Source organism: Kaistella sp. 97-N-M2 (assembly GCF_021513235.1).
Lineage (GTDB): Bacteria > Bacteroidota > Bacteroidia > Flavobacteriales > Weeksellaceae > Kaistella.
Map to the genome: position 1 here is coordinate 2261586 of NZ_CP090976.1, position 23331 is coordinate 2284916.

Sequence of the window (23331 nt, forward strand, 5' to 3'; positions counted from 1 at the left end):
TTTCTTTTTCATTGATTTCTTTTTGTGATGAGGTTATTGAAGTGTTCGTGTTTCAAGTAAAGCTCCTTTAATGATTTTTTTTTGATCTGGCTTGTTTTATAAAACTAAAATACTAAAAAACCGGAAAATTTGATTGTTGAGTTTGTAAATTTCTCCTGCGCTAATTTTTTTCCAGTTATTTTAAACGAAAATTTTACAAATTTTTTAAAAGTTTCCTGCAACCGATAAAAATCAACTTGCGAAAAGTTTTTACTCTCAAACAGCGAGAGAAGTCTTAGGCGCAATTTTTATGTTAAAAATTCAAAACATATTGATATTTTTTATAAATTCGGTGCCAATTAATTAATATATATGAAAAATAGAAATTTACCTTTAAAAATTGCGGCGGTTTGCTTTATGTTTTCTTTTGGTAATGTGAATGCGCAGGATTTCAAGTCTATCATCCAAAATCACATTTCTTCCAAAACAACGTTCCTAAAACCAAACCTCAATAACTTTGAAATTCTTAATCAGGATTTTTCAAAAACAATGAATGGCGAAGTTGTAAAAGTACAACAGTCCTATAACGGAATTCCCGTGTACAATGCGATTGGTACCGCTTTAATTAAAGATTCGAAAGTTAATTTTTTTAACGACAGTTTTACCAAAAATTATGTTAACGCTTCCCAGCCCACGTCGGCTCGTGCAAGCCAGTCTGTTTTTGGCAATGTTGCGCAGGCGTTAAACTTAAAAAACAGCGGCCGGTACGAATTGATCAGCGCCAGCGAAGCAGGTAAAGACGGTGGATTTTATGTAAAAACGCGTTTAATTTATTTCCAAACCGAAAATAATGATTTAAAATTATGTCATGAGTTTATTTTCGAAGAAAAAGGAACATCCAACTACTGGGATATTCTTGCAGATGCAAATACCGGCGAAATTGTAAACAAACAAAATCTTACACTTTCCTGTTCCTTTAAGCACGATGCTTACAGCCACGATTTTTCTGCCCACGTACCGGAAGGCTTTGGAAGCGATTTTTCCGCCGGTAAAGAAGCAGGTGCTTTAGCGCCGTTAGCAGCGAGTTACCGCGTATTCGCTCTACCATTGGAAAGTCCGAGCCACGGCGCCAGAACATTGGTTAATAATCCATGGTTTACAGATGCTTCACCCGATGGATGGCATTCTATCGCCGGCGGAGCTTACGTTGGAAATTACACCTCGACGAGAGGTAATAATGTGATGGCATATGATGATGGGGCAAATAAGGACGAACCTGGATCGTATGCGGAGGGCGGCGCAACCCGCACCTTCGATTTTCCTTTTGTCGAAAATGCCACGGCCGCAAACCTGAATGCCTCGACTACGAATTTATTTTATGTAAACAATAAAATTCACGATATTTTTTATCGTTTAGGGTTTACTGAAACCGCCAGAAACTTCCAGGCCTGGAATTTTGGAAAAGGTGGAGCAGAAAACGATTACGTTCAGGCAGAATCTCAGGATGGCGGCGGAAAAAACAATGCTAATTTTGCTACGCCTCCAGACGGTTTTAGACCAAAAATGCAAATGTATCTTTGGGATGGTGCTATTGTGGAGCGCTTTTTTTACAATTCTCCGCCCGAAGCAGTCGGCAGAGTAGTGGCTAATTATGTCTCCACCACTTTCGGTCCAACTTTAGACGCAACAGGGGTTACTGCAGACGTGAAAATAGCTGCTGTTATCGACGGGTGTTCTCCGCTTCCGGCAGGATCTTTAAGTGGAAAAATTGGGTTAATTGCAAGAGGTACATGTGAGTTTCAGGTAAAAGTGCAGGCCGCACAGAATGCAGGAGCCGTAGCTGCCATCATTTACAATTTACCCGAATCTGCACCCACCGCTGGTATGGCTGGAGTGAATCCTAATATCACAATTCCTTCCGTCTTAATTGAAAGCTCCGAAGCAATCTATCTTAAAGGGCTGTTAGCTTCCCAAAATGTAAATGTTACGCTGAAATATGATCCGGCCACACAGAAAATGAGAGACGGCAGTTTTGATAATGGGATTGTAATTCACGAATATGGCCACGGAATTTCGAACAGAAATACAGGTAACGGTTCATCCTGTCTAACCTCCTCTGCATCGAAAGAACAAATGGGAGAGGGTTGGTCTGACTTCTTTGCGTTGATGTTAACCAATCAGCCCGGAGCAACCGCGCAGGTAGCCAGAGGTATTGGGACTTACGCCTCATCTGAGCCAATTACAGGCGCTGGAATTCGACCTGCGAAATATTCGCCGGACATGGCCGTGAATGGCTTTACGTATGGTGATACCAACGGAATGGAATATACAAACTCCTCAGGACAGGTCGTTCCCGATGTACATTCAATTGGTTTCGTATGGGCCACAATGTTATGGGATCTTCACTGGAAATATGTTGAAAAATACGGTTACTCTTCTGATGTGAGCGCGAATGCAACGAATGGAAGTACAAGAGTTTTACAGACGGTGATTAACGGTTTAAAACTTCAGGCATGTAGCCCAACGTTTATCGATGGTAGAAATGCTATTCTGGCTGCAGAAGCTGCAAATACTACAACAGGAGGTGCAGATAAATGTATGATCTGGAATGTATTTGCAAACAGAGGTTTAGGAGTAGGAGCATCCGCCGGCTCTAAAACGAATATTAACGATCAGACCGCCAGTTTCGAAACACCTGCGGAATGCGTCTTGGCAACAAACGATGTGGATGCTGCCAAAGCTTTCAGCATTTATCCGAATCCTGCTAAAAACGAATTTTTCTTAAAATCGAACAAAAGTATTTTGGGTAAATTGAGCGTTGAGATTTTCGATGCTTCGGGCAGAATGGTTTCCAGCCAAAAAATAGCTTCTACCGAGGCTGTAAACACGCAGGCTTTGGCCAGCGGAGTGTATGTTGTAAAAGTTACAGGCTTGGGAGTTGAATATTCTTCCAAACTGATGATTAAAAAATAATTTTTAATTCTTCTTTTTTAGAACCGTCCTGCTATGCAGGGCGGTTTTTTTATGTTGATTGTATCGGCTTCTTCCCGCCGAATTTCCTTTTGAATCGGGTAGGATTTTTATTCATGTCCTGAAGATCGTTTTATTAAAACTGCGAACAAGTAATGTTTTATGTAATCTTAAAAACTAAAGAAAACATTATATTAATCACCACTATTTTTTTACCGCAGTTGCGAAGAAAAGCAGCGCGTTCATCAAACATATTTTTTGTTAATTTAGAAACTTTATTTTTAAATGTTTCAGCTCAAAATGACGCGGTCGATTTGATGAAAAACTGTTATTTTTGATTTGAAAAAATCCAATATTTCTTGCATAGAATTTAAAGAAAAGTACATGAACATCTCACTTAAATCTTCCGGACCGGTTTCCACCGAACTTTCTCGTCGCGGATTGGCGACTTTCGACCAAGCCTGTGAGTGGGTGAAGAATTTGCCTTACAAAAGGAATCGAGATAAATCCGACATTTTCTGTGTTTTTCGGGACGGGGGCGGAACTTGCAGCACCAAACATGCGCTGCTCAAAATTTTAGCTGAAGAGAATCATTTAAAAAATGTAAAATTAATGCTTGGAATTTTTAAAATGAATGCCCAAAATACGCCCAAAATTGCCACCGTTCTTCAAAAATATCATTTAAAAGAAATGCCCGAAGCACATAATTATTTAAAAATAGATAAAAAAATATTGGACTGTACACGGCAGAATTCTAGTCCCGAAGATTTTCTAAACGATTTGGTGGAAGAAATTGAAATTCAGCCCGATCAGATCATCGATTTCAAGATAAAACATCACAAAAATTATCTGAAAAAATATCTTCAGGAAAATAACCACATTCCCTTCTCCATCGTAGACTTCTGGCAGATCCGCGAAGAATGTATCGGCGCTTTACAGCAATAAAAAACCCATCAAAATAAATCGATGGGTTTTTCTATTCTTGTACTCAGAATTACTTTTTGTATGCAGCGTCTTTAATTCTCGCTTTTTTACCTCTAAGTTGTTTAAAGTAGTAGATTCTTGCTCTTCTAACTTTACCTCTTCTGTCGATTTCGATTTTTTGCAAAGCTGGCATATTCAAAGGGAAAACTCTTTGTACTCCAACATCACCACTCATTTTTCTGATGGTAAAAGTTTTGGTAGCACCCGTTCCTCTGATCTGAAGAACTGTTCCTTTAAAGAACTGAGTTCTTGTTTTTGCGCCCTCTTTAATTTCGTAATACACAGTGATGGTGTCACCGGCTTTGAATTCTGGGAATTCTTTTTTTGTGATGTACTTGTCTTGTACGTACTTTACTAAATCCATTTTTATAATAAAAATTTGTTTTGTCGAGCTAAGCAACGTTCACGCCCTTCGTCAGAGGTTGATTAACAGGTTGCAAAAATAAGACAAAAAATACAAACTGCCAACACTTTACGAAATAAATATAGCACCACACGCCCAAAGCGGCTGCCCGAAATTAATAGGAATATTACATAACAATACGTTTCTCCGATAACTACCAGTAAAAATTTCTCAATAACTACGAATTTTCAAATCATCAACTACCAATGAGGAACGACCATTAATCAGTAGTCAGCCGTAAAGTGTATATTTGGGCGTGCCCTTCATTCGGTCATTGGCGCTCGCTTCGCTCGCGCCCCCTCCCTCACTCAGGTCGGGCTGTACGCTCTATCTTTTTTTGCCCTTCCTTTTTCCCGCCTCAAAAAAAAGGATGCCGCTGCCATCCCTCACGCAAAATCCCCGCAGCGAAGCCAAAACTATTGTGCGCTTCTAACCACAGAGAAACTCCAAACCTAATGTGCCTCATATGCCAAAAAACTTTTGTGACTTTGTGGTTAAAAATTATTCAAAAAGCTTTCGGCTAAAGCCACCCATTAACCAAAACTAAATGGGCCAAGGGACGGTTTCTGTTGATTACAGGCATCAACGCGAAACTAAACTATTGTGCGCTGTTAACCACAGAGACCATCAAAATCTCATGTGCCTAATGTGTTAAAAAACACTTTTGTGACTTTGTGATTAAAATTAAAGGCACAAGTCCTACATGCTAAGAACAAAGTAAACTCCTATAATTACTGTGGAAAGAAACTTTGAGCCGCTTCGCCATATCGTCAATCCGCGATTAAAAACTTTCAAAACACTACTCAGGATCTCACCACAATTTTCCATTCCCAAAAAATTTGTAAATTTAAACCACAAAATTACACGTAGACCATGATCGATAAAAGAGTAAAAAACGCCCAAGAAGCCATCGCCGGCATTAGTGACGGAATGACCTTAATTGTTGGCGGATTCGGCCTTTGCGGCATTCCCGAAAATTCCATCAACGCTTTGGTAGAAAGCAATGTAAAAAACATTACCTGCATTTCCAACAATGCCGGCGTAGACGATTTTGGTTTGGGACTGTTATTACAAAAAAAGCAGATCAAAAAAATGATTGCCTCATATGTAGGCGAAAATGCCGAATTCGAAAGACAAATGTTGTCCGGTGAACTCGAAGTGGAACTCACGCCGCAGGGAACGTTAGCCGAAAAATGTCGCGCCGCGCAGCACGGAATTCCTGCCTTCTATACGCCGGCAGGTTATGGAACCGAAGTCGCGGAAGGAAAAGAAACCAAAGAATTCGACGGTAAGATGCATATTCTGGAACACGCTTTCAAAGCCGATTTTTCTATCGTAAAAGCATGGAAAGGCGATCATGCCGGAAATTTAATTTTCAAAGGGACCGCAAGAAACTTCAATGCACCCATGGCCGGAGCCGGAAAAATCACCATCGCCGAAGTCGAAGAATTGGTAGAACCAGGAGAACTTGATCCGAATGAAATTCATATTCCCGGCATTATGGTTCAAAGGATTTTCCAGGGTGAAAAATTTGAAAAGAGAATTGAGCAGAGAACGGTGAGAAAAAGAGAATTTTAATTATAAAATTTCTTCAATCAATAGGAACGGGCTTTAGCCCGTTTTCTATGAATAAGAAAATTTAACTTTAACCATAGCTCATTGTTTCCAATTAAAATAAAAAGGAAAAGTGGATGTTTTAATGCGAAAAATTCTATTTATCGTTATAATGCCCCAATGATTGGATGAGCATAACAGAGACTTCTCGCTCAAAAATTTCGTACACAAACCGGTCCTTCTTATTAACTTCCCGGCTCCAAATTTCGCCGTCATGATATTTCAATTGTTCCGGTGAACCTTTTCCCTCTCTTGGATGGTCTTCTAATTCCTGAAGGAAGGTTTGCACTTTGCTCATGTCCAATTTTCTCCCTGATTTTTTGATCGTTCTCAAATCCTTCAAGGCTCTTTTTGAAAGTTGTATTATATACTTTCCCATATTTTTTTTGGGTCAACGGTCAGTAGTTCTCCTTCTTTTTTTTCCTGTCGAGCTTCGTTAATTTTCTTGTCGAGTTCACGGTTTATCAATTCAGTTTCATTTCTTTCGAAGGTGTACTGAATTTTCATTTCTTCGAGCAATAATTTGAGCAAATTCAATTGCTTTTCGTTTTTTGGAGTAATTAAAATATTTTCCATAATCCTCTTTTTCAAAAGTTGTATAATCTGCCTACTTTAAATTTAAAGTTACAACATTTACCTTAATTATTTAAACACGCATAGAAACCTTTCTTTCCCCAATCTGCTGTCGCCACATTGCATAATACAATCCCTTTTCTTCCAGCAAATTTTCGTGCGAACCGGTCTCTATAACCTTTCCTTTTTCCAGAACGTAAATTCGGTCCGCGTGCATAATGGTGCTTAATCGGTGCGCAATTAAAACCGTAATCTGTTCTTTATCTTTCGAAACTTCTTTGATCGTCGAGGTAATTTCTTCTTCCGTAATGCTGTCCAGAGCCGACGTTGCTTCATCGAAAATAAGCAAATGCGGTTTTCGCAACAATGCCCGAGCAATCGCAATTCTCTGTTTTTCCCCGCCGCTTAATTTAAATCCACCTTCACCAATCACGGTTTCGATGCCTTTTTCTGCTCTCTCGATTAATGCCGTGGCGCTCGATTTTTTTAAAGCCATTTGCAAATCCTCGTCTGTTGCGTCGGGATTTACGAATAATAAATTTTCTTTGATGCTTCCTGCAAAAAGCTGTGTGTCCTGCGTCACAAAGCCGATCTGATTTCGCAACTCATCAAAATCGAATTCATTTCCATTAATATTATTGTAAAAAATGGCTCCTTCTTTGGGACGGTACAAGCCAACGAGCAGTTTCACCAGAGTGCTTTTTCCGGAACCACTCGGACCTACAAAAGCAATGGTTTCGCCATTCTTCACCTCAAAGGAAATATCGTTCAAGGCTTTATAAGAAGCAGATCGGTGCTGAAAGGAAACATGCTCAAACTTCAGTTTTTCAATGCCGCCAATTTTTTTCGGTGTTAGGGGTTTTTCCTCAGCAGGCTTTTTCATCAACGTATCGAAATTATGCAGGGAAGCCTGTGCTTCGCGGTAAGAAATAATGATGTTGCCGATTTCCTGCATCGGTCCAAAAATAAAGAAGCCGTAAAACATTAAGGACAAATACTGACCCGGCGTGACGATGTTTTTAAAGATCAAAAACAAAAGCGTGAAAGTGATCATTTGCTGCAGAAAATTCACCATCGTGCCCTGAATAAAACTCAAAGACCGGATGCTTTTTACTTTTCTTAATTCCAGACCCAAGATTTTGTAGGTATTGCTGTTAAGGCGTTTCACCTCCTGTTTCGTTAAGCCTAAACTTTTTACGATTTCGATATTGCGCAGACTTTCCGTAGTGCTTCCCGCCAAAGTATTGGTTTCAGCAACAATGGTTTTCTGGATGTTTTTGATTCTTTTGCTGAGGAAATTCGTGATGAAGGAAATAATGAAAATTCCGACCACATAAACCGGCATGATCGACCAGTGTAGCTGAATCGCGTAAACGGACACGAAAATGATACTCACTAAAATCCCAAAAAAGATGTTGATGAAATTGGTGATGAATTTCACCGAGTCTTCGCGAACTTTAGTTAAAATAGAAAGCGTTTCCCCACTTCTTTGGTCTTCAAATTCCTGATAGGGCAGTGCCATAGAGTGCTGCAAACCATCAGTAAAAATATTGGCACCAAATTTTTGCGTGATCACGTTCACCACATAATCCTGAAAAGCTTTCGCAATCCGGCTGACCATCGCTGTTCCTATTAAAAGGCCGAGAAAATAAAAGACGCCATTATACTCGCCGAAGCCGTAAAAGTATTCGTCCAGATTTCTGGGCAAGAGTTTTTCCTTGTCAAAAAAATTCGGATGCGTAACAAGCTGATCGAGAATATTTCCCGTAATCGCCGGACCAAATAGAGAGAAAACCTGGTTAATGGTCGCCAAAAGGAGAGATAAACTCAATAGCCATTTGTGCGGCTTCAAATATAAAAATAATGTTTTCATTTGCTGTAAAAGTAGGGTGCAAAAATACAGATATAATGTGAGCGATAAAGATATTTTCAAGATTAGGGTTTCTGTATTTTTATATGAGGTGAAAATTCTATAAATTGCAACTGCTTTCGAAAATCAAATTGAGTTGAAAATTTCGCTGAACCTTGCGTTACAAGGAGCATCTTTTTCAACCACCAACTATCAATCAAACTATGCTCACAAAAGAACAGATCGCGCAACGGATTTCCAGAGAAGTAAAAGACGGGTATTACGTGAACCTCGGCATCGGCATTCCGACTTTAGTTGCGAATTTCGTCCCCGACAATCTATCCGTGGAATTTCAAAGCGAAAACGGAATTCTCGGCATGGGACCGTTTCCGTTTGAAGGCGAAGAAGATCCGGACCTTATCAATGCCGGAAAGCAGACGATTACCGCGCTTCCGGGTGCATCTTTTTTCGATTCCGCCTTTAGTTTTGGCATGATTCGCAGTCAAAAAGTAGATCTTACCATTCTTGGAGCCATGGAAGTTTCCGAAAAAGGCGATATCGCAAACTGGAAAATCCCGGGAAAAATGGTGAAAGGAATGGGTGGTGCCATGGATTTGGTGGCCAGCGCAGAAAACATCATCGTTGCCATGATGCACGTGAATAAAAAAGGCGAATCTAAAATTTTGAAAAACTGTACTTTGCCTCTAACTGGAGTTGCCTGCGTTAAAAAGGTCGTTACCGAAATGGCTGTTCTGGAGATAACGCCGAAAGGATTCCAGCTTTTGGAAAGAGCGCCGGGAGTTTCTGTAGAGGAAATCATAAAATCTACTGAAGCAAACCTGATCATTGAGGGAGAAATCCCCGAAATGCAGTTTTAAAAATACTTTGCAATAAAAATCCTTTTCAGCTGCTGAAAAGGATTTATTTTGTTTTTGTATGTGACACAAGAATATTTATTGCTGCTTGATTTGACAACAAACTGCTAAATTTTGACGACAAGATTACTTTAAAATCTCGTTCAAAAACATCATCGTATGTTCCCAAGCTCTCCTCGCCATCACGGGATTATAATCTGGCGACTCCGGATTTGTGAAAGTGTGTTTGGAATTGGCGTACGTAATAATTTGCCAGTCTGCTTTTCCCTCTTTCATTTCTGCGACCAACGCATTATAATTTTCCTGCGTTACCCCTTCGTCATCAGCGCCGTTTTCAACTAAAATTTTGGTGGAAATTGGTCCGTTCTTCCGCGCCGAATCTTTTCCCAAACCACCATGAATAGAGACGGTTCCTACAACCTGCATATTTGCTCTGGCAACTTCCAAAGCTCCTGTTCCGCCAAAACAATAGCCGATCACCGCGATTTTATCGGGCAAGGCGCCGCTTTTTTTCAACTGTTCTAAGGCGAGAGCAATGCGCTTCTGGTACGCTTCGTAATTTTGTTTATAATATCCGGCGGTTTTTCCAGCTTCCGCGTTGTCCTTCGGATAATTTCCTTCGCCATAAATATCCGCGATAAATGCGATATAGCCGGCTTTTTCTAACTTTAAGGCGGCGGTTTTCGCTTCTTCGTCAATGCCTTTCCAGGCGGGTAAAATTAAAACGGCGGGCAGTTTTTTACCGGCATTCGAAGTGACGAGACCATTGAGTTTTTGGGTTCCATCCTGATAGGAAACGCTGGAAAGTTTTTGACTGAATAATGTGCTTGAACCCATAATTGCTGCAGTTAACAAAAGTGATTTGATCATAATTGTAAATTAATTGGAAGTAAATTTACTCATAAAGTCCCGGGAATTATCGCAATGGCTAATTGATTGTGTGAATTATTTTGATATTCGGCGTTCCCTTTTCAAAACGAAAAATTATAATTGTGTATTTTTGATCAACATTTATACAGTTTCTTATGTCGAAATATAAAATTCAAAAATCGCCGTTCGTTGTTCCGACCACCGACGGAAAACTCATCGAAGAAATCTGGGGAAATTCTACCGGAAATTCAGGGATCTCAATTGCCCACATGGTGGCGCCACCCAATTGGAGTGAACCTTTTCAGACGCCGGAATTTGATGAGTTCACCTACATCATCAAAGGAAAAAAACAGTTTGAAATAGACGGTGAAACCGTGGTTCTGGAATCTGGACAGAGTATTCTCATCCAAAAAGGCGCCCGCGTTCGGTACAGCAACCCTTTTGAAAATCCGTGCGATTATCTAGCCATCTGTGTGCCCGCTTTTTCTATGGACTTGGTCAACCGCGAGTAGTTTCTCTGCCAGACAATCCTGCCCTTTAAAAAGTCTGCCAATTTTTTGTTGTTCGCATTAAAGTCCCTCTCCTTTGGAGAGGGATTTAGGGTGAGGCAAGGCAAGGGATTCAGGGTGAGGATGCAAGGAAAGCAATTAAGCGCGAGCATTTTTAACCCTAAGATTTTGAGATAGGAATTCGGTTCAAACTAAAATTCCACACCCAACTCCCTCAACTCTTTTTCCAGATCGGTAGCTTCTTGTACATGAACACAGATAAATCCTAAGCTTTTCGCCACTTCGATATTCTTCGCATTATCATCGATAAACACGGATTCTTCAGCTATAATTTTATAACGGTTCAATAAAACAGTCCAAATTTCAGGATCTGGTTTGATTAGTTTTTCTGTCCCAGAAACTACGATTTTATCCTTGAAAATTTGGAAGAAATCGTAGTTATCCAAAGCATAAATAAAGGTTTCCGCAGACCAGTTCGTTAAGCCAAAAAGTTCGTATCCGGAATTTTCCAGTTTACGCAAAACTGCCACATTTTCGGGAATATCACGCAGCAACATGCTCGTCCAGTTATCATAATACGCGCGCAGTTCTTTTTCCCATTCCGGATGTTTCGCTACCTGAAACTCCGTGCCTTCAGCCAGAGATCTGCCGCGGTCCTGCTCTGCATTCCATTCGTCAGTAGCAATGTTTTTCAGGAAATGTTCCATCCTTTCCTCATCGTTAAAATAATCTTTGAAGAAGTATCGCGGATTCCAGTCCATCAGCACGCCACCGAAATCGAAAATAATATTTTTAATAGCCATTACTTAATTTTTCAGGTTGTAATGATGTAGTTTTCTTTTTTAAAAAGATCGAAACAAGCGTAATGATTAGAAGCAGATGCAGATAAAACGAATTTGCAATAAGTTCGATATAGCCCATTGTAAAATGACTTAACGAAATTAAAATTAAAATCTGCGCGCCATAAGGAATAATCCCCTGAACATAACATGCGAAGATGTCGAGAATAGAAGCGCTTTCCTGTGGCTTTAAACCATATTTTTCTGTGATTTCTTTCGAAACTTTTCCAGAAATTAAAATAGCGATCGTGTTATTGGCAACACAGAAATTGGCCACGGTTACCAAACCGCCAATTCCCAGTAGCGCTGTTTTCTGCGAAGTGATAATTTTATTAATATTTCTCAAGAGGAAATTAATGCCGCCTGCTTTTTCCACTAAGGCCGCTAAACCGCCTGTGAGTAGACTAAGTAGAAAAATTTCGGTCATTTCGGTAAAACCTTCATACGTATTTTGGGCAAAATCCATCAGTCCAAAAACACCCGTGCCGATGCCCAAAAGCCCAGCGAAGAGCAGACCTGAGAAAAGAACAACAAAAACATTGATGCCGATGATCGACAGCGTGATAACGAGCAAATAGGGAAGAACGAGAAGAATATTAAAATCTTTTTCTTCGATAATAACAGACGTCGTTTCCTGATTAAAACCAATAAGAAGAAGAATGATGACTGCCACAATCGCCGCCGGCAGCGCCAATTTAAAGTTAGCGCGAAATTTATCTTTCATTTCGCAACCCAAACTTTGCGTGGCTGCGATGGTGGTGTCTGAAATTACAGATAGATTATCCCCAAACATGGCACCGGATAAAAGTGCTGCACCAACCAAACCCAGCGGCGATCCGCTTTTCTCCGCAAGATCAATCACAATGGGCCCTAAGGTTACAATAGAACCCACGGAGGTTCCTGATGCAAAAGAGAGAAAAGAGGCGATCAGGAAAATACCGACGGGAAAATAAGCCGGTGAAATATAATTTAAACCTAAATTAACGATGGTATCGACACTTCCTGTTGCTTTGGAAACCGTAGCGAAGGCGCCCGCCAATAGGTAAATCATGCACATGGTGAGAATTTTGCCATCACCACAACCTTTCAGAAAAGTATCGATCTTATCATTTACCTTTCCTTTTAAAAGAAAAAATGCCGTCACGATACCTACAAAAGCCGCGATCGGGGAGGGCAAAGCATAAAAATCGTCGTTATAAATTCCGAAGCCTAAAAAAACTCCTACGAAAAGGAGTAAAGGTAAAATGGAACGGAAGGAACCGGTAGTTGTAGACATTTTGCAAAACTATGCTTCAAAAAGAAGAAATGCAAGAGGCTATCAGATCAAAAAGTCCAATTTATTTTGACCGGCATGAAGGGATTTATTCATTAAAAACGGTGATTCTGATTTTGTTATCATTTCCTTTTATCGATTTTAATTTCCCTATTTGATATTGATGGAAGTCATCAAAATAGGTAAAAGTAATTGTTCCAATCGATTTGATTTTACCTTCTTTATAGTTGTAAAAATCATCAAAATACTCAAATTTTACATCGCCAACAGAACTGATTTTCCCCTCCCGATACGAATAAAATTCGTCATAATATTTGATGGGAATTCCGTTTACCGATTTTAATTTGCCGCTTCTGTACTTATAAAAATCATCGTAATACTCGAAATCTGAATCGGAAGAAACCCCTGACGCCGGATCTCGGTAAGTAAACTCGACATCATTTTGAAAGGTTGCCGATGCAGACTGGTTTAAAATTGCATGAGTGTCCGTTATTAAATTCATGGACAGCAGATAGCCATTTGTATCGATGGATATTGCAGTTCCTTTCAAGTTTAGATTAACGATGGCGTTCTTGCCATTTTGCGTGAGAAGAATTTCTTTAATTTCCTGAGCCTGAAATAAATAGAAACTCATTGAAAGAAGCAGAATATAGAATTTTTTCATGCGGATTTATTTAAAATTTATTTTAAAATTCAAATGGACAAAACTCGTACCCTTTGTCGCTGAACTTCGCAAAAATATGCTGCAAACCATTACTCAGAATAATCTCTTCTGCTTGTAAAATGGAGTTGTATCGCGCCGTTTGTTCGAAAGTATTTTCCGTGAGTTTGATGGCGGGCGCCTTACATTCCACCAAAATTTTCGCTACCGTTTTTTCCGTGACCAAAAGATCGATGCGCTTCGTCGTTCCGTTTAAAAGCAGCTTTTTTTCCAGGATAAGGGATGATAAATTCCGGCCCTTTTCGAAGTGAAAATAATGCACCCAATGTTGTCGTACCCATTCTTCCGGCGTCATCAGCAGCCAGGATCTGCGCACCAAATCATAAATAAAAAACTTATCTTTGTCTCTCTTGATCTCAAAATTATAAGTCTCTTTAAAATTCAGTTTCGGCAGTTCCATTTATGAAAGAATTAGATTTAATCCTCAAAAATATCAAAAATAAAGAGCTTTTGCCTATTTATTTTTTTCATGGCGAAGAACCTTACTTCATGGATGTGGCACTGAAATCTTTTGAAAACGATTTTCTGGAGGAAGACGAAAAAGCTTTTAACCAAACGGTGGTTTACGGCAAAGACACTACTTTTTCCGACGTGCTTTCCCTTGCGCGCCAGTTTCCTATGATGGGCGACAAACAGGTGATTATTTTGAAAGAAGCGCAGGAAATCAAAATGATCGAAAAAGAAGCCGAAGCCTTAAAAGCCTACGCCGAAAATCCTGTTCCCTCCACGCTTTTGGTCATCGCCTACAAATATAAAAAAGTAGATGCCCGAAAAAGTTTCGCCAAAATTCTTTCCAAAAACAAAATGCTTTTCCTCAGCGAGAAAATTAAGGATTATGAGGTCGCAAAATGGATTCAAGCTGAAATGACGAAGCTTTCCTTCAAGACCAAACCTCACATTCCAACTTTGCTTTCGGACTATTTGGGCACCGATCTGTCCCGTATTTCCAACGAGTTGCAGAAGCTGAAGATGATTTTGAAAGAGGGCGAAACCATCGACGAAAAAATGATCGAAAGCCACATTGGCATCAGCAAGGACTTTAATATTTTCGAACTCATCAAAGCTCTGGGCAAAAAAGATGCGGCAAACTCCTTTAAAATCGCGCATTATCTCGGCAAGGCACCGAAACAGAATGCTTTCCCCATGATGGTCGGAAATCTCTACAACTTCTTTTCAAATCTGGTTATTTTTCATACGATGAAAGGCGCTTCGCCGCAAGCGCAGGCTTCGGCTCTGGGCATAAATCCCTATTTTATTGCCAGTTTTACGGAAGCGGCGCGGTTTTACAACCTGAAACACTGCACCCGAATTATTTCCATACTGCGCGAAATGGATCTTAAAAGCAAAGGTCTGGGCGCGGTGAATATGACGGAAAGCGAACTTTTGAAGGAAATGGTGTACAAAATCCTGAACGTCGACAAATATAAAGTTAAGACGTAAAATACTTTTTTGGGCGACTTCATCCGTCCTCCATTCCCGCTTTTTTGTTCCACTGCGTTCCACAAAAAGAGCTCCATTCAGGCCGGGTCGCGGCGGAGTTTTTAAAAATAAGTTCACTTTTTTGTAACCTTTGATTTTGCTTTTATAAAAATGACAAAGCAAACCTTGCTGATAGTTTTAAAAAATAAAATGGAAATATATGACGATTTCTATGAGGCTCGAAATTTTCGTTATCGACAAAATTCATCGCACTTTCCTTCGTTAACCCAAAATAAATCACGATTTTTGACAACTCAAAACCTCAACCTTAATTAATGGAAGACAATATTTTAGACTGTGTTATCGTAGGTTCCGGTCCCTCCGGATTTACCGCCGCAATTTATGCCGCCCGTGCAGACCTTAAACCTCAACTTTACACCGGCCTCGAACCCGGCGGACAGTTAACCACCACAACCGAAGTGGATAACTTTCCCGGCTATCCCGACGGCGTTACAGGTCCCGCAATGATGATGGATCTGCAAAAACAAGCCGAACGTTTCGATACCAAAGTTCATTACGAAATGATCACAAAAACCCAATTTTCCACGGAAGTGGGCGGCGTTCATAAGTTGTGGGCGGGGAACAAAGAAATTTTCGCAAAATCAGTCATTATTTCTACAGGCGCTACCGCAAAATATTTAGGTCTGGATGACGAGAAAAAATATTCCGGCGGCGGTGTTTCCGCCTGTGCAACCTGCGATGGATTTTTCTACAAAGGAAAAGATGTCATCGTTGTGGGAGCCGGCGATACTGCGGCAGAAGAAGCTACTTACCTCGCGAAATTGGTGAATAAAGTAACGGTTTTAGTGCGAAAAGATCATTTCCGCGCGTCCAAAGCCATGATCCACAGAGTGAGTAATACGCCAAATATTGAAGTTAAATTTAACCACGAATTAACCGGTATTGAAGGCGAAAACTCTTTGGTGGAAAGAGGCGTGGTGATCAACAATATTACGAAGGAAACCTCGACGATCGATGTTCACGGTATTTTTATCGCGATCGGCCATACGCCAAATACGACGATCTTTAAAGACCAAATCGATTTAGACGAAAACGGATATATCCAAACCATTCCGGGTTCCACCAAAACCAACTTGCCGGGCGTTTTTGCAGCCGGCGATGTGCAGGATCATATGTACAGACAGGCCATTACGGCGGCGGGAAGCGGTTGTATGGCGGCGATGGATGCAGAGAAATATTTGGCCGAACTTGTTTAAAGCAAGCGTACGTAAGTTTTTGAATTTTCAATTGCTGAATTACCGATGGCTTATAAAAATTGCTCATGAAAAACCTCGTCTACATATTTCTCGGCGGCGGCTTCGGAAGTGTTTTGCGTTTCCTGATCTCCAATTATACCCAGAAATTGTGGAACATCAGCTCCTTTCCGATGGGCACTTTTGTAGTGAATATGCTTGGATGTTTTTTAATCGGCGTTTTTACAACTTACTTTATCAGGATTGACAGTTCCCTTAAATTTCTTCTCATCACAGGATTTTGTGGCGGCTTTACAACATTTTCCACCTTTTCTGCGGAGAATTTTTCGTTATGGCAAAGCGGAAACTATTTCATCCTGGGATTGTACATTTTACTGAGCATTATTGTAGGATTAATCGCTGTTTATTTGGGTTTGCAGGTGGCTAAGAATTAATTTTGAGATTGATAATGAGCCTTTTAAAAGTTTTTTGTGCAAATAATTTGGTCGCTATGTAAAAGCTTTTTATATTTGCACCACCGAAAAAGAGAAATCTATTTCATTGGAGAGCTGGCAGAGTGGTCGATTGCGGCAGTCTTGAAAACTGTTGACTGTAACAGGTCCTGGGGTTCGAATCCCTAGCTCTCCGCAGAAAACCCCATAAACATAATGTTTATGGGGTTTTTTTAATTTTAGGTGCTATTATAGGTGCTAATCTTTCAGCCTTACTACAATTTCTACTCTAATTCATTCTTGAAATTATTAACGATTTACCGATGTTAAAATATTAAATAGTAAGAATTATATCGATCTAGTTCTTCACTGCAACAATGTAAATAAAATGAATAATGTTAAATGAAATCTCTTTTAAATAATGAAATTTTCAAAAATAACAACACTATAAGTATAAATACGTAATGAATATAATGATTTTTTGTGTAGTATTGCAATTATTAAAGTTATTTATGGTATATTTATTATGTGCAGTAATGTAAATAGTTAAACTAGAAGAGTAATTAGCAAAAAGAGACGACTTCTAAAAAATATATTTGGTTGCACAGAGAAGTTTATAAAATCAAAATTGATATAAAATGATAAAACTATCTATGGTAATTTGTTTAACGTTCGCTATGAACATAGCGGCTCAAACGACAGCAATACAAACTGCATCGCAAGTATTAGAAATGGAAATAGTTTCAATGTTACAATCAGACGGTATTTTATTAAAACAATCTGAAATAGATTGCAAAGGAGATTGTTCAAATATTGGACTTTGGAAAAACAATCACAAAAGAGACAAATGGTTGAAAAATAATAATGATTTAAAAAAAAGGTTCATCAATAAGTTTAAAGCTCCATCATTTTGTGAAAATAGAAATGTTGCTCCTCAATTTATTTTCAAAAATAAATCACTTGGATTACTTGGAAGCTACATCATTAATAATAATAACTTGTCAATATTAAATAGTAGCTCTACACCGATACTGCCAGTTCTAGAAAACGGAACACAAATAAGCATTTTTAGCCCAAGAAGTGAGGGAAGTAATTACTTATTGAACTATACGTCAAATAAATTGTTTGAAGGAAATTTAGAAAACGGCGTTTCGTCAGAGTTTAAAGATTTTTACACTTCTAAACTTTTATATAATGGTAGTATTAATAATGAAAATAGAAGTCGAATAAATATTGGAGCAGGAGTTTTTGAAAATAAGCTAGCGAAAATTTACGGAAATATTGAACAGATTTCTTCAAATGAGTTTGAGCCTGTTTTCTTGCTTTGGAATGAATATAGAAAGGGAAACATTAAGCCTAATGATAAAATAATTAAATCATTTGAGGGTTTATGCTACTTTTCAATGAAAGGAGTAGAAAAAAAGAAACAGAAGAATTTAATGCTGAAGTTGGTTCGTCTGGTAAATATCCATTTTTAAATTACAATGTTAATGCAAAAACAAAATGGACAAATAATAATAGTCTTTCTATTCAAAGGGATATTTATAATGTTTATATGTTTTCTCAACCAGATTTACAACCAGTACCAAGTAAAGAAAAGATTATTGCGTGCTGGAATAATCTAAAGCCTTCAGAATATGTAATTAGATCTTCAACTGCGACGACAGATAATAATATTCCTGCAAATTCCCCTTTGATCTTAAAGGTTAAATTTGGACCAATTCCTAATAATGAAGTTTTATCCATTGTTAAACTTGACGAAGAGTATTCTATTGGTAAACTTCCTAGCGAGTTAAAAAAAACTATTAAATCAATTCGTTTAGTAACAGATGATGCAACAAGGATAACGAGTGAGAATGGGTATTATTATTTTGATGTTGAAATTACAAGAGACGAAAATTTTTTAGCTCAAGCACTTAATTCTGTAAATCCTAAAATATCGCTTGAATTATATTTGAGGATTTACTACAGTAATTCAATTGGAAGTGATACTTTAGACATTAAATATAGACCAATCACCATAACAACCGAGCTGCATCCGACCCCATCTTCAGAATATGAAATAAAATCTTCTAAGTTAGGTCAAACATACAACTACTCAATTCCAATTAAGTTTAATACATCTAATCTGCCATTAACAATAATATCAACTCCTAAACCTCCAAAAATTATTGATGTCTATGGATTGCCGACTTCAATAGATCAAAACTTAAAAAAACTACTAACAGATGCCACTTTCCAATTGAAAGGAACCAATGAATACAATGGTAATTTTTCAATCCCTATTAATAACAATTATTTTGATATTAATCTGAGAAGCCACGAAATAGTAGTTCTTATAGAATTTTATGGAAACAATGGAACTTCTTATAAAAGGAAACTTCCGCTCAAATTAATTGCACCAAATGAGATGTTAGAAGCATCTACTACAACAAATATTATATTAAACGGCAATCAAGAACTTCTTAATTCTTTAAAATCTGAAGCTATTCTTACAGGCAATTTGACTGTGTCTGAATTTGTTGAAAAATACACCAGTAATGGTCAAACCGATATTATTAAGTTGGTTGACGGGTTAAAAGAATTAAACGTACTTAACCAAATTCCTAATGGAAATTATGTTGTTCCTGTTAAGCTTGTTGATATTGAAAAAATTAAGAAATAGTAAGAATATTATCACCTGTCTGGCAAACGGTGAGTTGCCTGGATGAAAAATCTATGGTTCAACGAAACTTTCTTCTAATGAACATTACAACTAATGATTCTCGGTCTCAATAATCTGGTCATATCATTTAATATTTCCGAAACTTCTAACCATAAACAAGCAAAAAAATGAATGAATTAGAATCTTTAAAAAATATATTTAAGGACAGAATTTTTAAAATCCCAGATTATCAACGTGGCTACGCTTGGACGGAAAGACAATTAAAAGACTTTTGGGAAGATGTGATAAATCTACCAGCCGACAGATTTCACTATACCGGACTTTTATCACTTAAAAAAGTTGATCGAAACGTTTGGAATAATTGGAATGACGAAAGATGGTTATTAGAAGACCGAGGTTACAAACCTTTTCACGTTGTTGACGGACAACAAAGACTAACAACATTTGTGATTTTCATTCAGGCAATTTCTGAAATATTAAAAGCAATTCCCGAAAACAAAGACAAAAAAGACGAAGATATTTACCTTGGTTCGTTCAGCTTAAAAGCAATCAAAGAAGAATATTTAGTTGTTCATAGACCGCCTCAATTTATTATCAGTACATACAAATTCAGTTATGAAGTTGATAATCCTAGTTTCAAGTTTTTAAAGTATAGAATTTTCAACGAACCAAATAGCGGAACTATTCAAGAGACTTTTTACACTTTAAATCTTGAAAATGCCAAACGCTTTTTTGCTGAAAACCTTACAAACTATTATGAAAAATATGGACTTATAGAGATTGAAATTCTTTTTAAAAAACTAACTCAAAATCTAATGTTCAATGTTTATGAAATTAGTGACGATTTTGACGTGTTCGTTGCCTTTGAGACAATGAACAACAGAGGAAAAAAGCTTTCAAATCTTGAACTTCTAAAGAACAGACTTATATATCTAACAACACTTTATGACGAGAAAGAATTAAAGACAGATGAACGTTTTTCACTTCGTGAAAAAATTAACGATTCTTGGAAAGAAGTTTATTATCAACTTGGAAGAAACAAACAAAACCCATTGAATGACGATGATTTTCTTGTTGCTCATTGGATAATGTATTTTCAATATACAAGAGAGAAAGGAGACGATTACATACGTTTTCTTTTAGAGCAAAAATTCACACCACAAAATATTTATGCAAAAACGGAAGTTGTTGTAAGTTCGTTACAAGAATTTGAAGAAGTTAGAGAAGACGAAGAAACCGACCAAGAAGAAGTTGAAGAAAATGAAAATGAAGAAACAGTTGTTCTTCGTTCCAAACTTTCGGCAAAGGAAATCGAAGATTATGTAAATAGCTTAAAATCTGCGGCTGTCCATTGCTACAACACTCACAATCCAGTTAATAATACAGACTTAACAAGTGCGGAAAGTTTGTGGATTGACCGATTAAACCGAATTGGTATCATTTATTTCCGACCACTTGTAACTGTTTCTTTCTTATCAAATGAAGTTGACTCAAAGCAAAGGGTTAAACTATTTAAAGCAATTGAAAGATTTATTTTTATAACATTCCGTTTAAGTAGAGCTTTTTCAACTTATCGAAACAGTGAATTTTATAGAGCAGCAAGACAATTTAGAAATAACGAATTGACAGTTGAAGAAATAACTGAACGCCTCGAACAACGAATGAGTTATTGTTTTTACACACCTGAAAACACAACAGATAATTTCTTTGATTACACATATTTTCAAAAATTTATTGATAAGAAATTCAAAAATGGTGGTGGCTTTTACCATTGGAATGGTTTACGATATTTCTTGTACGAATATGAAATGGAAAAAGTAAGGCAGAGAGGAAGTCAAAAAATAGATTGGAAACTTTTCATAAAAGGTGAAAAAGACAAAATTTCAATTGAGCATATTTATCCTCAAACGCCTGACAACAAATGTTGGAAAACATCTTTCAAAGGTTATAAAAAAAATGAAATAAACTTTTTTCAAGGAACATTGGGGAATTTACTTCCATTATCACAAAGCATAAATTCGAGCTTACAAAACGACTGTTTTTTGGACAAGAAAAATCCACGGTATAACGAGAAAAAAGAGAAAATACGACAGGGGTACTACGACGGGTCACATTCAGAAATTGAAGTTTCGACAAATGAGGAATGGAATGCTAAAAAAATACTAGACCGTGGACTGAATTTAATTGAGTTTATGGAAAAAAGATGGAACCTCAAATTTGAAAACGACTTCTCTAAAACCGAATTACTATTTTTGGCATTTATGCTACCAGATTAAATATATAAAAAGACTGATGCTATAAATGCCATTTTGATAACATAGCAGGCTTAATACTAAAATTAAATATTAGTATATATCTGTATTTCATAAAGATACAAATAAAAAGTAGTTATATTATAAGCTACACCCAAAAATTATGGACAAACATTACAACATTAATGGTATTTCCACAACTAATCCCACTAGTGATTCAGTAGTATATGAATGGAGCAATAATTTCTCAATTACATCCAATGACAATACTGATGAAATAGATATCAAACTCATTACTTTAAATCACAAAGTCGCTGGGAAACTATTCGGCAGTCTGCAGAATCTCCACTCTTTACCACTGAATATGGCACATTCCTATGGCGGTGTGGACGGTGAAATTAAAGTTTCAAAACAAGAGTTTGAAAAATGGGTTATTTCACAAAAATCAGAACAAACTCATAAGATACTTTTTTATTACGATTTTCAAAATCTTGTTGGATCACTGCAAAATTTAGTGCAGGAATCGAGATTTCTTTTCTGTGATTTTTACAAGACACTAAACGAGAACTCTTTTATGTTACTTGAAAAACCTCTTCAACCTAACATTCTAATTTTTGCTTCGGGGCAATTAGTCACCAATATATTTTCTAAAATAAATCACTTATTTATTAATCTCGTAAGTCAATTGGATTTTATTACAAAAATTTCTTTTGAGCTTGAAAATTTGCCTAAAAGCTTTGTTGAATATCCTAAATTAAAATCAAAGGGATTACTTTATGGTGATTTCAGGAAAATAAAAAGCATTGATTTTTCTAATACTATTTTCGAAAAAACCGATAACTTAAAATTAATTCTTAGCTTAAGAAATGAAATAATTCACAATTCTTCATTTGAGAATATTCCTAAAGTTTATCAGTTATTTCAGAATAATATTATGATTGAGAAATTTATTTTTGTTCCTGACACAACAAATGGAATTTTTGATTCCTTCAAAAATAGAAATAGGTTCTTCAATAATGAAATAAAACTTAATGAAATCTTACCTAGTCTAATAACCGATTTTTGGCAAAAGTTGGGGTCAACAATAGATAAAATAAACTGATGCAATCGCCAACCAAAAAACATTAAAATCTTAATTCAAAGAATTTTAATGTGTAGTTATTATCTGATTTTAATTCTTATAATCAAAATCTTAATTAAATATGAATGATAAGTTTCAATATCGGTTATCAGAAGATGTGAAAGCTGCAGTAGCCCAAAATCTCATTGATATTTTAGAGAAAGACGTAGATATAAATGAACAAACTATACGGTTCATTTGTAATTGGTGTCGTACTGGCCCTGATGAAAAAAGGAAGGCATTTTTCGATGTATGGGATTTGGTTTTAAAAAATTATCTTCCAGCAATAACACCTATTTTATTTAGGGCTTGTGAAAAAATAGGTAAAAATGGTACAATAGCAAGTTTTACAGGACGTTTGGAATGTGCTAGAAGATTTAGCGGGGGTGAAGGTTTTTTATTGATTTGTGATACAAAAGAGACACTCCAATTCGTAGGGAAATTTTATAAGATTGGTGAATACAAACATACATTTTATCCACTTGTTAATGTTTTAAAAAAGGCGAAGGATTCTGGAGGTTGCGGATTCACGGAAAGATTTTTGAATGAGTTTATAGGCGAAGACGAATATATTATGAGAATTAACCTAGATTATGGACATAGTTTTAGATGGACGTAATGAACACTGAAAATAAATTTGCTTAACAGTTTTGATAATGATTTTGTAAATATTAATTTCTGGTATGTGTAGAATTTAGCATGTTAAGTGAA

General features: G+C 37.2%; 22 protein-coding genes and 1 tRNA gene. 14 read left to right on the top strand and 9 right to left on the bottom strand.

All coding sequences use genetic code 11. The features are described 5' to 3' along the window. Positions 1 to 351 precede the first annotated feature (351 nt). Both L0B70_RS10515 and L0B70_RS10520 read left to right on the top strand, forming a co-directional pair. Positions 352 to 2952 carry a T9SS-dependent M36 family metallopeptidase gene (locus L0B70_RS10515; RefSeq protein WP_235141752.1) on the top strand — a complete coding sequence of 867 codons (2601 nt, stop codon included), beginning with the start codon at positions 352 to 354 and terminating at the stop codon, positions 2950 to 2952. Positions 2953 to 3333: 381 nt separating this feature from the next. Further along, positions 3334 to 3894, top strand: a complete 561-nt coding sequence (locus L0B70_RS10520) for a hypothetical protein (RefSeq protein ID WP_235141753.1) — start codon at positions 3334 to 3336, stop codon at positions 3892 to 3894. A gap of 49 nt (positions 3895 to 3943) precedes the next feature. Here L0B70_RS10520 and rplS read toward each other — a convergent pair whose 3' ends face one another. Then, entirely contained in the window at positions 3944 to 4297 is a 354-nt protein-coding gene (rplS, locus tag L0B70_RS10525) for a 50S ribosomal protein L19 (RefSeq protein WP_235141754.1), read from the bottom strand. Between the two features lie 912 nt (positions 4298 to 5209). Between rplS and L0B70_RS10530 the strand changes: the two genes are divergently transcribed. Then, the gene (locus L0B70_RS10530; RefSeq protein WP_235141755.1) at positions 5210 to 5914 is read left to right on the top strand and encodes a CoA transferase subunit A; all 705 of its coding nucleotides are present in this window, start codon (positions 5210 to 5212) and stop codon (positions 5912 to 5914) included. 133 nt (positions 5915 to 6047) lie between these two features. Here the strand turns inward: L0B70_RS10530 and L0B70_RS10535 are convergent, their stop codons facing one another. From L0B70_RS10535 to L0B70_RS10545, 3 genes are all read right to left on the bottom strand, one after another. Continuing rightward, positions 6048 to 6329: a Txe/YoeB family addiction module toxin gene (locus L0B70_RS10535; protein ID WP_235141756.1), complete on the bottom strand. Its 282-nt coding sequence runs from the start codon at positions 6327 to 6329 to the stop codon at positions 6048 to 6050. Beyond that, entirely contained in the window at positions 6314 to 6526 is a 213-nt protein-coding gene (locus tag L0B70_RS10540) for a DUF2683 family protein (RefSeq protein WP_235141757.1), read from the bottom strand. The genes L0B70_RS10535 and L0B70_RS10540 overlap by 16 nt, the downstream gene beginning before the upstream one ends. Positions 6527 to 6596: 70 nt before the next feature. Then, positions 6597 to 8396 (bottom strand): ABC transporter ATP-binding protein, encoded by a 1800-nt coding sequence (locus tag L0B70_RS10545; RefSeq protein WP_235141758.1) that lies wholly within the window; start codon positions 8394 to 8396, stop codon positions 6597 to 6599. Between the two features lie 200 nt (positions 8397 to 8596). Between L0B70_RS10545 and L0B70_RS10550 the strand changes: the two genes are divergently transcribed. Further along, the gene (locus L0B70_RS10550) at positions 8597 to 9250 is read left to right on the top strand and encodes a CoA transferase subunit B (RefSeq protein ID WP_235141759.1); all 654 of its coding nucleotides are present in this window, start codon (positions 8597 to 8599) and stop codon (positions 9248 to 9250) included. 123 nt (positions 9251 to 9373) lie between these two features. Here L0B70_RS10550 and L0B70_RS10555 read toward each other — a convergent pair whose 3' ends face one another. Then, positions 9374 to 10117: a dienelactone hydrolase family protein gene (locus L0B70_RS10555; protein WP_235141760.1), complete on the bottom strand. Its 744-nt coding sequence runs from the start codon at positions 10115 to 10117 to the stop codon at positions 9374 to 9376. Between the two features lie 155 nt (positions 10118 to 10272). On the opposite strand from L0B70_RS10555, the gene L0B70_RS10560 reads away from it, so the two are divergent. Then, positions 10273 to 10629 carry a cupin domain-containing protein gene (locus L0B70_RS10560; protein WP_235141761.1) on the top strand — a complete coding sequence of 119 codons (357 nt, stop codon included), beginning with the start codon at positions 10273 to 10275 and terminating at the stop codon, positions 10627 to 10629. Positions 10630 to 10817: 188 nt separating this feature from the next. Here L0B70_RS10560 and L0B70_RS10565 read toward each other — a convergent pair whose 3' ends face one another. The 4 genes from L0B70_RS10565 to L0B70_RS10580 form a co-directional block, all read right to left on the bottom strand. After that, positions 10818 to 11429, bottom strand: a complete 612-nt coding sequence (locus L0B70_RS10565) for an HAD family phosphatase (protein WP_235141762.1) — start codon at positions 11427 to 11429, stop codon at positions 10818 to 10820. Further along, positions 11419 to 12741, bottom strand: a complete 1323-nt coding sequence (locus tag L0B70_RS10570; protein ID WP_235141763.1) for a Na+/H+ antiporter NhaC family protein — start codon at positions 12739 to 12741, stop codon at positions 11419 to 11421. The genes L0B70_RS10565 and L0B70_RS10570 overlap by 11 nt, the downstream gene beginning before the upstream one ends. 85 nt (positions 12742 to 12826) lie before the next feature. Beyond that, the gene (locus L0B70_RS10575) at positions 12827 to 13402 is read right to left on the bottom strand and encodes a hypothetical protein (RefSeq protein ID WP_235141764.1); all 576 of its coding nucleotides are present in this window, start codon (positions 13400 to 13402) and stop codon (positions 12827 to 12829) included. Between the two features lie 22 nt (positions 13403 to 13424). Further along, a complete protein-coding gene (locus tag L0B70_RS10580) occupies positions 13425 to 13859 on the bottom strand; it encodes a type I restriction enzyme HsdR N-terminal domain-containing protein (RefSeq protein ID WP_235141765.1) in 435 nt (144 codons plus the stop codon). Positions 13860 to 13861: 2 nt separating this feature from the next. Here L0B70_RS10580 and holA point away from each other — a divergent pair, with 2 nt between their 5' ends. From holA to L0B70_RS10625, 9 genes are all read left to right on the top strand, one after another. Then, entirely contained in the window at positions 13862 to 14899 is a 1038-nt protein-coding gene (gene holA, locus L0B70_RS10585) for a DNA polymerase III subunit delta (RefSeq protein ID WP_235141766.1), read from the top strand. Between the two features lie 314 nt (positions 14900 to 15213). Then, positions 15214 to 16155: a thioredoxin-disulfide reductase gene (gene trxB / locus L0B70_RS10590; RefSeq protein WP_235141767.1), complete on the top strand. Its 942-nt coding sequence runs from the start codon at positions 15214 to 15216 to the stop codon at positions 16153 to 16155. Positions 16156 to 16220: 65 nt separating this feature from the next. Continuing rightward, positions 16221 to 16586 (top strand): fluoride efflux transporter CrcB, encoded by a 366-nt coding sequence (gene crcB / locus L0B70_RS10595; protein WP_235141768.1) that lies wholly within the window; start codon positions 16221 to 16223, stop codon positions 16584 to 16586. 108 nt (positions 16587 to 16694) lie between these two features. Continuing rightward, positions 16695 to 16779: transfer RNA gene (locus tag L0B70_RS10600), tRNA-Ser, on the top strand. 442 nt (positions 16780 to 17221) lie between these two features. Next, the gene (locus tag L0B70_RS10605) at positions 17222 to 18061 is read left to right on the top strand and encodes a hypothetical protein (protein WP_235141769.1); all 840 of its coding nucleotides are present in this window, start codon (positions 17222 to 17224) and stop codon (positions 18059 to 18061) included. Beyond that, the gene (locus L0B70_RS10610) at positions 17974 to 19248 is read left to right on the top strand and encodes a hypothetical protein (RefSeq protein ID WP_235141770.1); all 1275 of its coding nucleotides are present in this window, start codon (positions 17974 to 17976) and stop codon (positions 19246 to 19248) included. Before L0B70_RS10605 ends, L0B70_RS10610 begins: the two co-directional genes overlap by 88 nt. A 167-nt stretch (positions 19249 to 19415) precedes the next feature. Further along, positions 19416 to 21524, top strand: a complete 2109-nt coding sequence (locus tag L0B70_RS10615; RefSeq protein WP_235141771.1) for a DUF262 domain-containing protein — start codon at positions 19416 to 19418, stop codon at positions 21522 to 21524. A 139-nt stretch (positions 21525 to 21663) separates the two neighbouring features. Next, the gene (locus L0B70_RS10620) at positions 21664 to 22602 is read left to right on the top strand and encodes a hypothetical protein (protein ID WP_235141772.1); all 939 of its coding nucleotides are present in this window, start codon (positions 21664 to 21666) and stop codon (positions 22600 to 22602) included. A gap of 100 nt (positions 22603 to 22702) precedes the next feature. After that, complete coding sequence (locus L0B70_RS10625; protein ID WP_235141773.1) at positions 22703 to 23239, top strand: hypothetical protein; 537 nt, start codon at positions 22703 to 22705, stop codon at positions 23237 to 23239. Positions 23240 to 23331 lie beyond the last annotated feature (92 nt).

What these genes read in the sequence shown, in the direction of transcription:
- L0B70_RS10515 (WP_235141752.1), top strand. Translation starts at nt 352, where the DNA reads ATGAAAAATAGAAATTTACCTTTAAAAATTGCGGCGGTTTGCTTTATG.
- L0B70_RS10520 (WP_235141753.1), top strand. Translation starts at nt 3,334, where the DNA reads ATGAACATCTCACTTAAATCTTCCGGACCGGTTTCCACCGAACTTTCT.
- rplS (WP_235141754.1), bottom strand. Translation starts at nt 4,297, where the DNA reads ATGGATTTAGTAAAGTACGTACAAGACAAGTACATCACAAAAAAAGAA.
- L0B70_RS10530 (WP_235141755.1), top strand. Translation starts at nt 5,210, where the DNA reads ATGATCGATAAAAGAGTAAAAAACGCCCAAGAAGCCATCGCCGGCATT.
- L0B70_RS10535 (WP_235141756.1), bottom strand. Translation starts at nt 6,329, where the DNA reads ATGGGAAAGTATATAATACAACTTTCAAAAAGAGCCTTGAAGGATTTG.
- L0B70_RS10540 (WP_235141757.1), bottom strand. Translation starts at nt 6,526, where the DNA reads ATGGAAAATATTTTAATTACTCCAAAAAACGAAAAGCAATTGAATTTG.
- L0B70_RS10545 (WP_235141758.1), bottom strand. Translation starts at nt 8,396, where the DNA reads ATGAAAACATTATTTTTATATTTGAAGCCGCACAAATGGCTATTGAGT.
- L0B70_RS10550 (WP_235141759.1), top strand. Translation starts at nt 8,597, where the DNA reads ATGCTCACAAAAGAACAGATCGCGCAACGGATTTCCAGAGAAGTAAAA.
- L0B70_RS10555 (WP_235141760.1), bottom strand. Translation starts at nt 10,117, where the DNA reads ATGATCAAATCACTTTTGTTAACTGCAGCAATTATGGGTTCAAGCACA.
- L0B70_RS10560 (WP_235141761.1), top strand. Translation starts at nt 10,273, where the DNA reads ATGTCGAAATATAAAATTCAAAAATCGCCGTTCGTTGTTCCGACCACC.
- L0B70_RS10565 (WP_235141762.1), bottom strand. Translation starts at nt 11,429, where the DNA reads ATGGCTATTAAAAATATTATTTTCGATTTCGGTGGCGTGCTGATGGAC.
- L0B70_RS10570 (WP_235141763.1), bottom strand. Translation starts at nt 12,741, where the DNA reads ATGTCTACAACTACCGGTTCCTTCCGTTCCATTTTACCTTTACTCCTT.
- L0B70_RS10575 (WP_235141764.1), bottom strand. Translation starts at nt 13,402, where the DNA reads ATGAAAAAATTCTATATTCTGCTTCTTTCAATGAGTTTCTATTTATTT.
- L0B70_RS10580 (WP_235141765.1), bottom strand. Translation starts at nt 13,859, where the DNA reads ATGGAACTGCCGAAACTGAATTTTAAAGAGACTTATAATTTTGAGATC.
- holA (WP_235141766.1), top strand. Translation starts at nt 13,862, where the DNA reads ATGAAAGAATTAGATTTAATCCTCAAAAATATCAAAAATAAAGAGCTT.
- trxB (WP_235141767.1), top strand. Translation starts at nt 15,214, where the DNA reads ATGGAAGACAATATTTTAGACTGTGTTATCGTAGGTTCCGGTCCCTCC.
- crcB (WP_235141768.1), top strand. Translation starts at nt 16,221, where the DNA reads ATGAAAAACCTCGTCTACATATTTCTCGGCGGCGGCTTCGGAAGTGTT.
- L0B70_RS10605 (WP_235141769.1), top strand. Translation starts at nt 17,222, where the DNA reads ATGATAAAACTATCTATGGTAATTTGTTTAACGTTCGCTATGAACATA.
- L0B70_RS10610 (WP_235141770.1), top strand. Translation starts at nt 17,974, where the DNA reads ATGCTACTTTTCAATGAAAGGAGTAGAAAAAAAGAAACAGAAGAATTT.
- L0B70_RS10615 (WP_235141771.1), top strand. Translation starts at nt 19,416, where the DNA reads ATGAATGAATTAGAATCTTTAAAAAATATATTTAAGGACAGAATTTTT.
- L0B70_RS10620 (WP_235141772.1), top strand. Translation starts at nt 21,664, where the DNA reads ATGGACAAACATTACAACATTAATGGTATTTCCACAACTAATCCCACT.
- L0B70_RS10625 (WP_235141773.1), top strand. Translation starts at nt 22,703, where the DNA reads ATGAATGATAAGTTTCAATATCGGTTATCAGAAGATGTGAAAGCTGCA.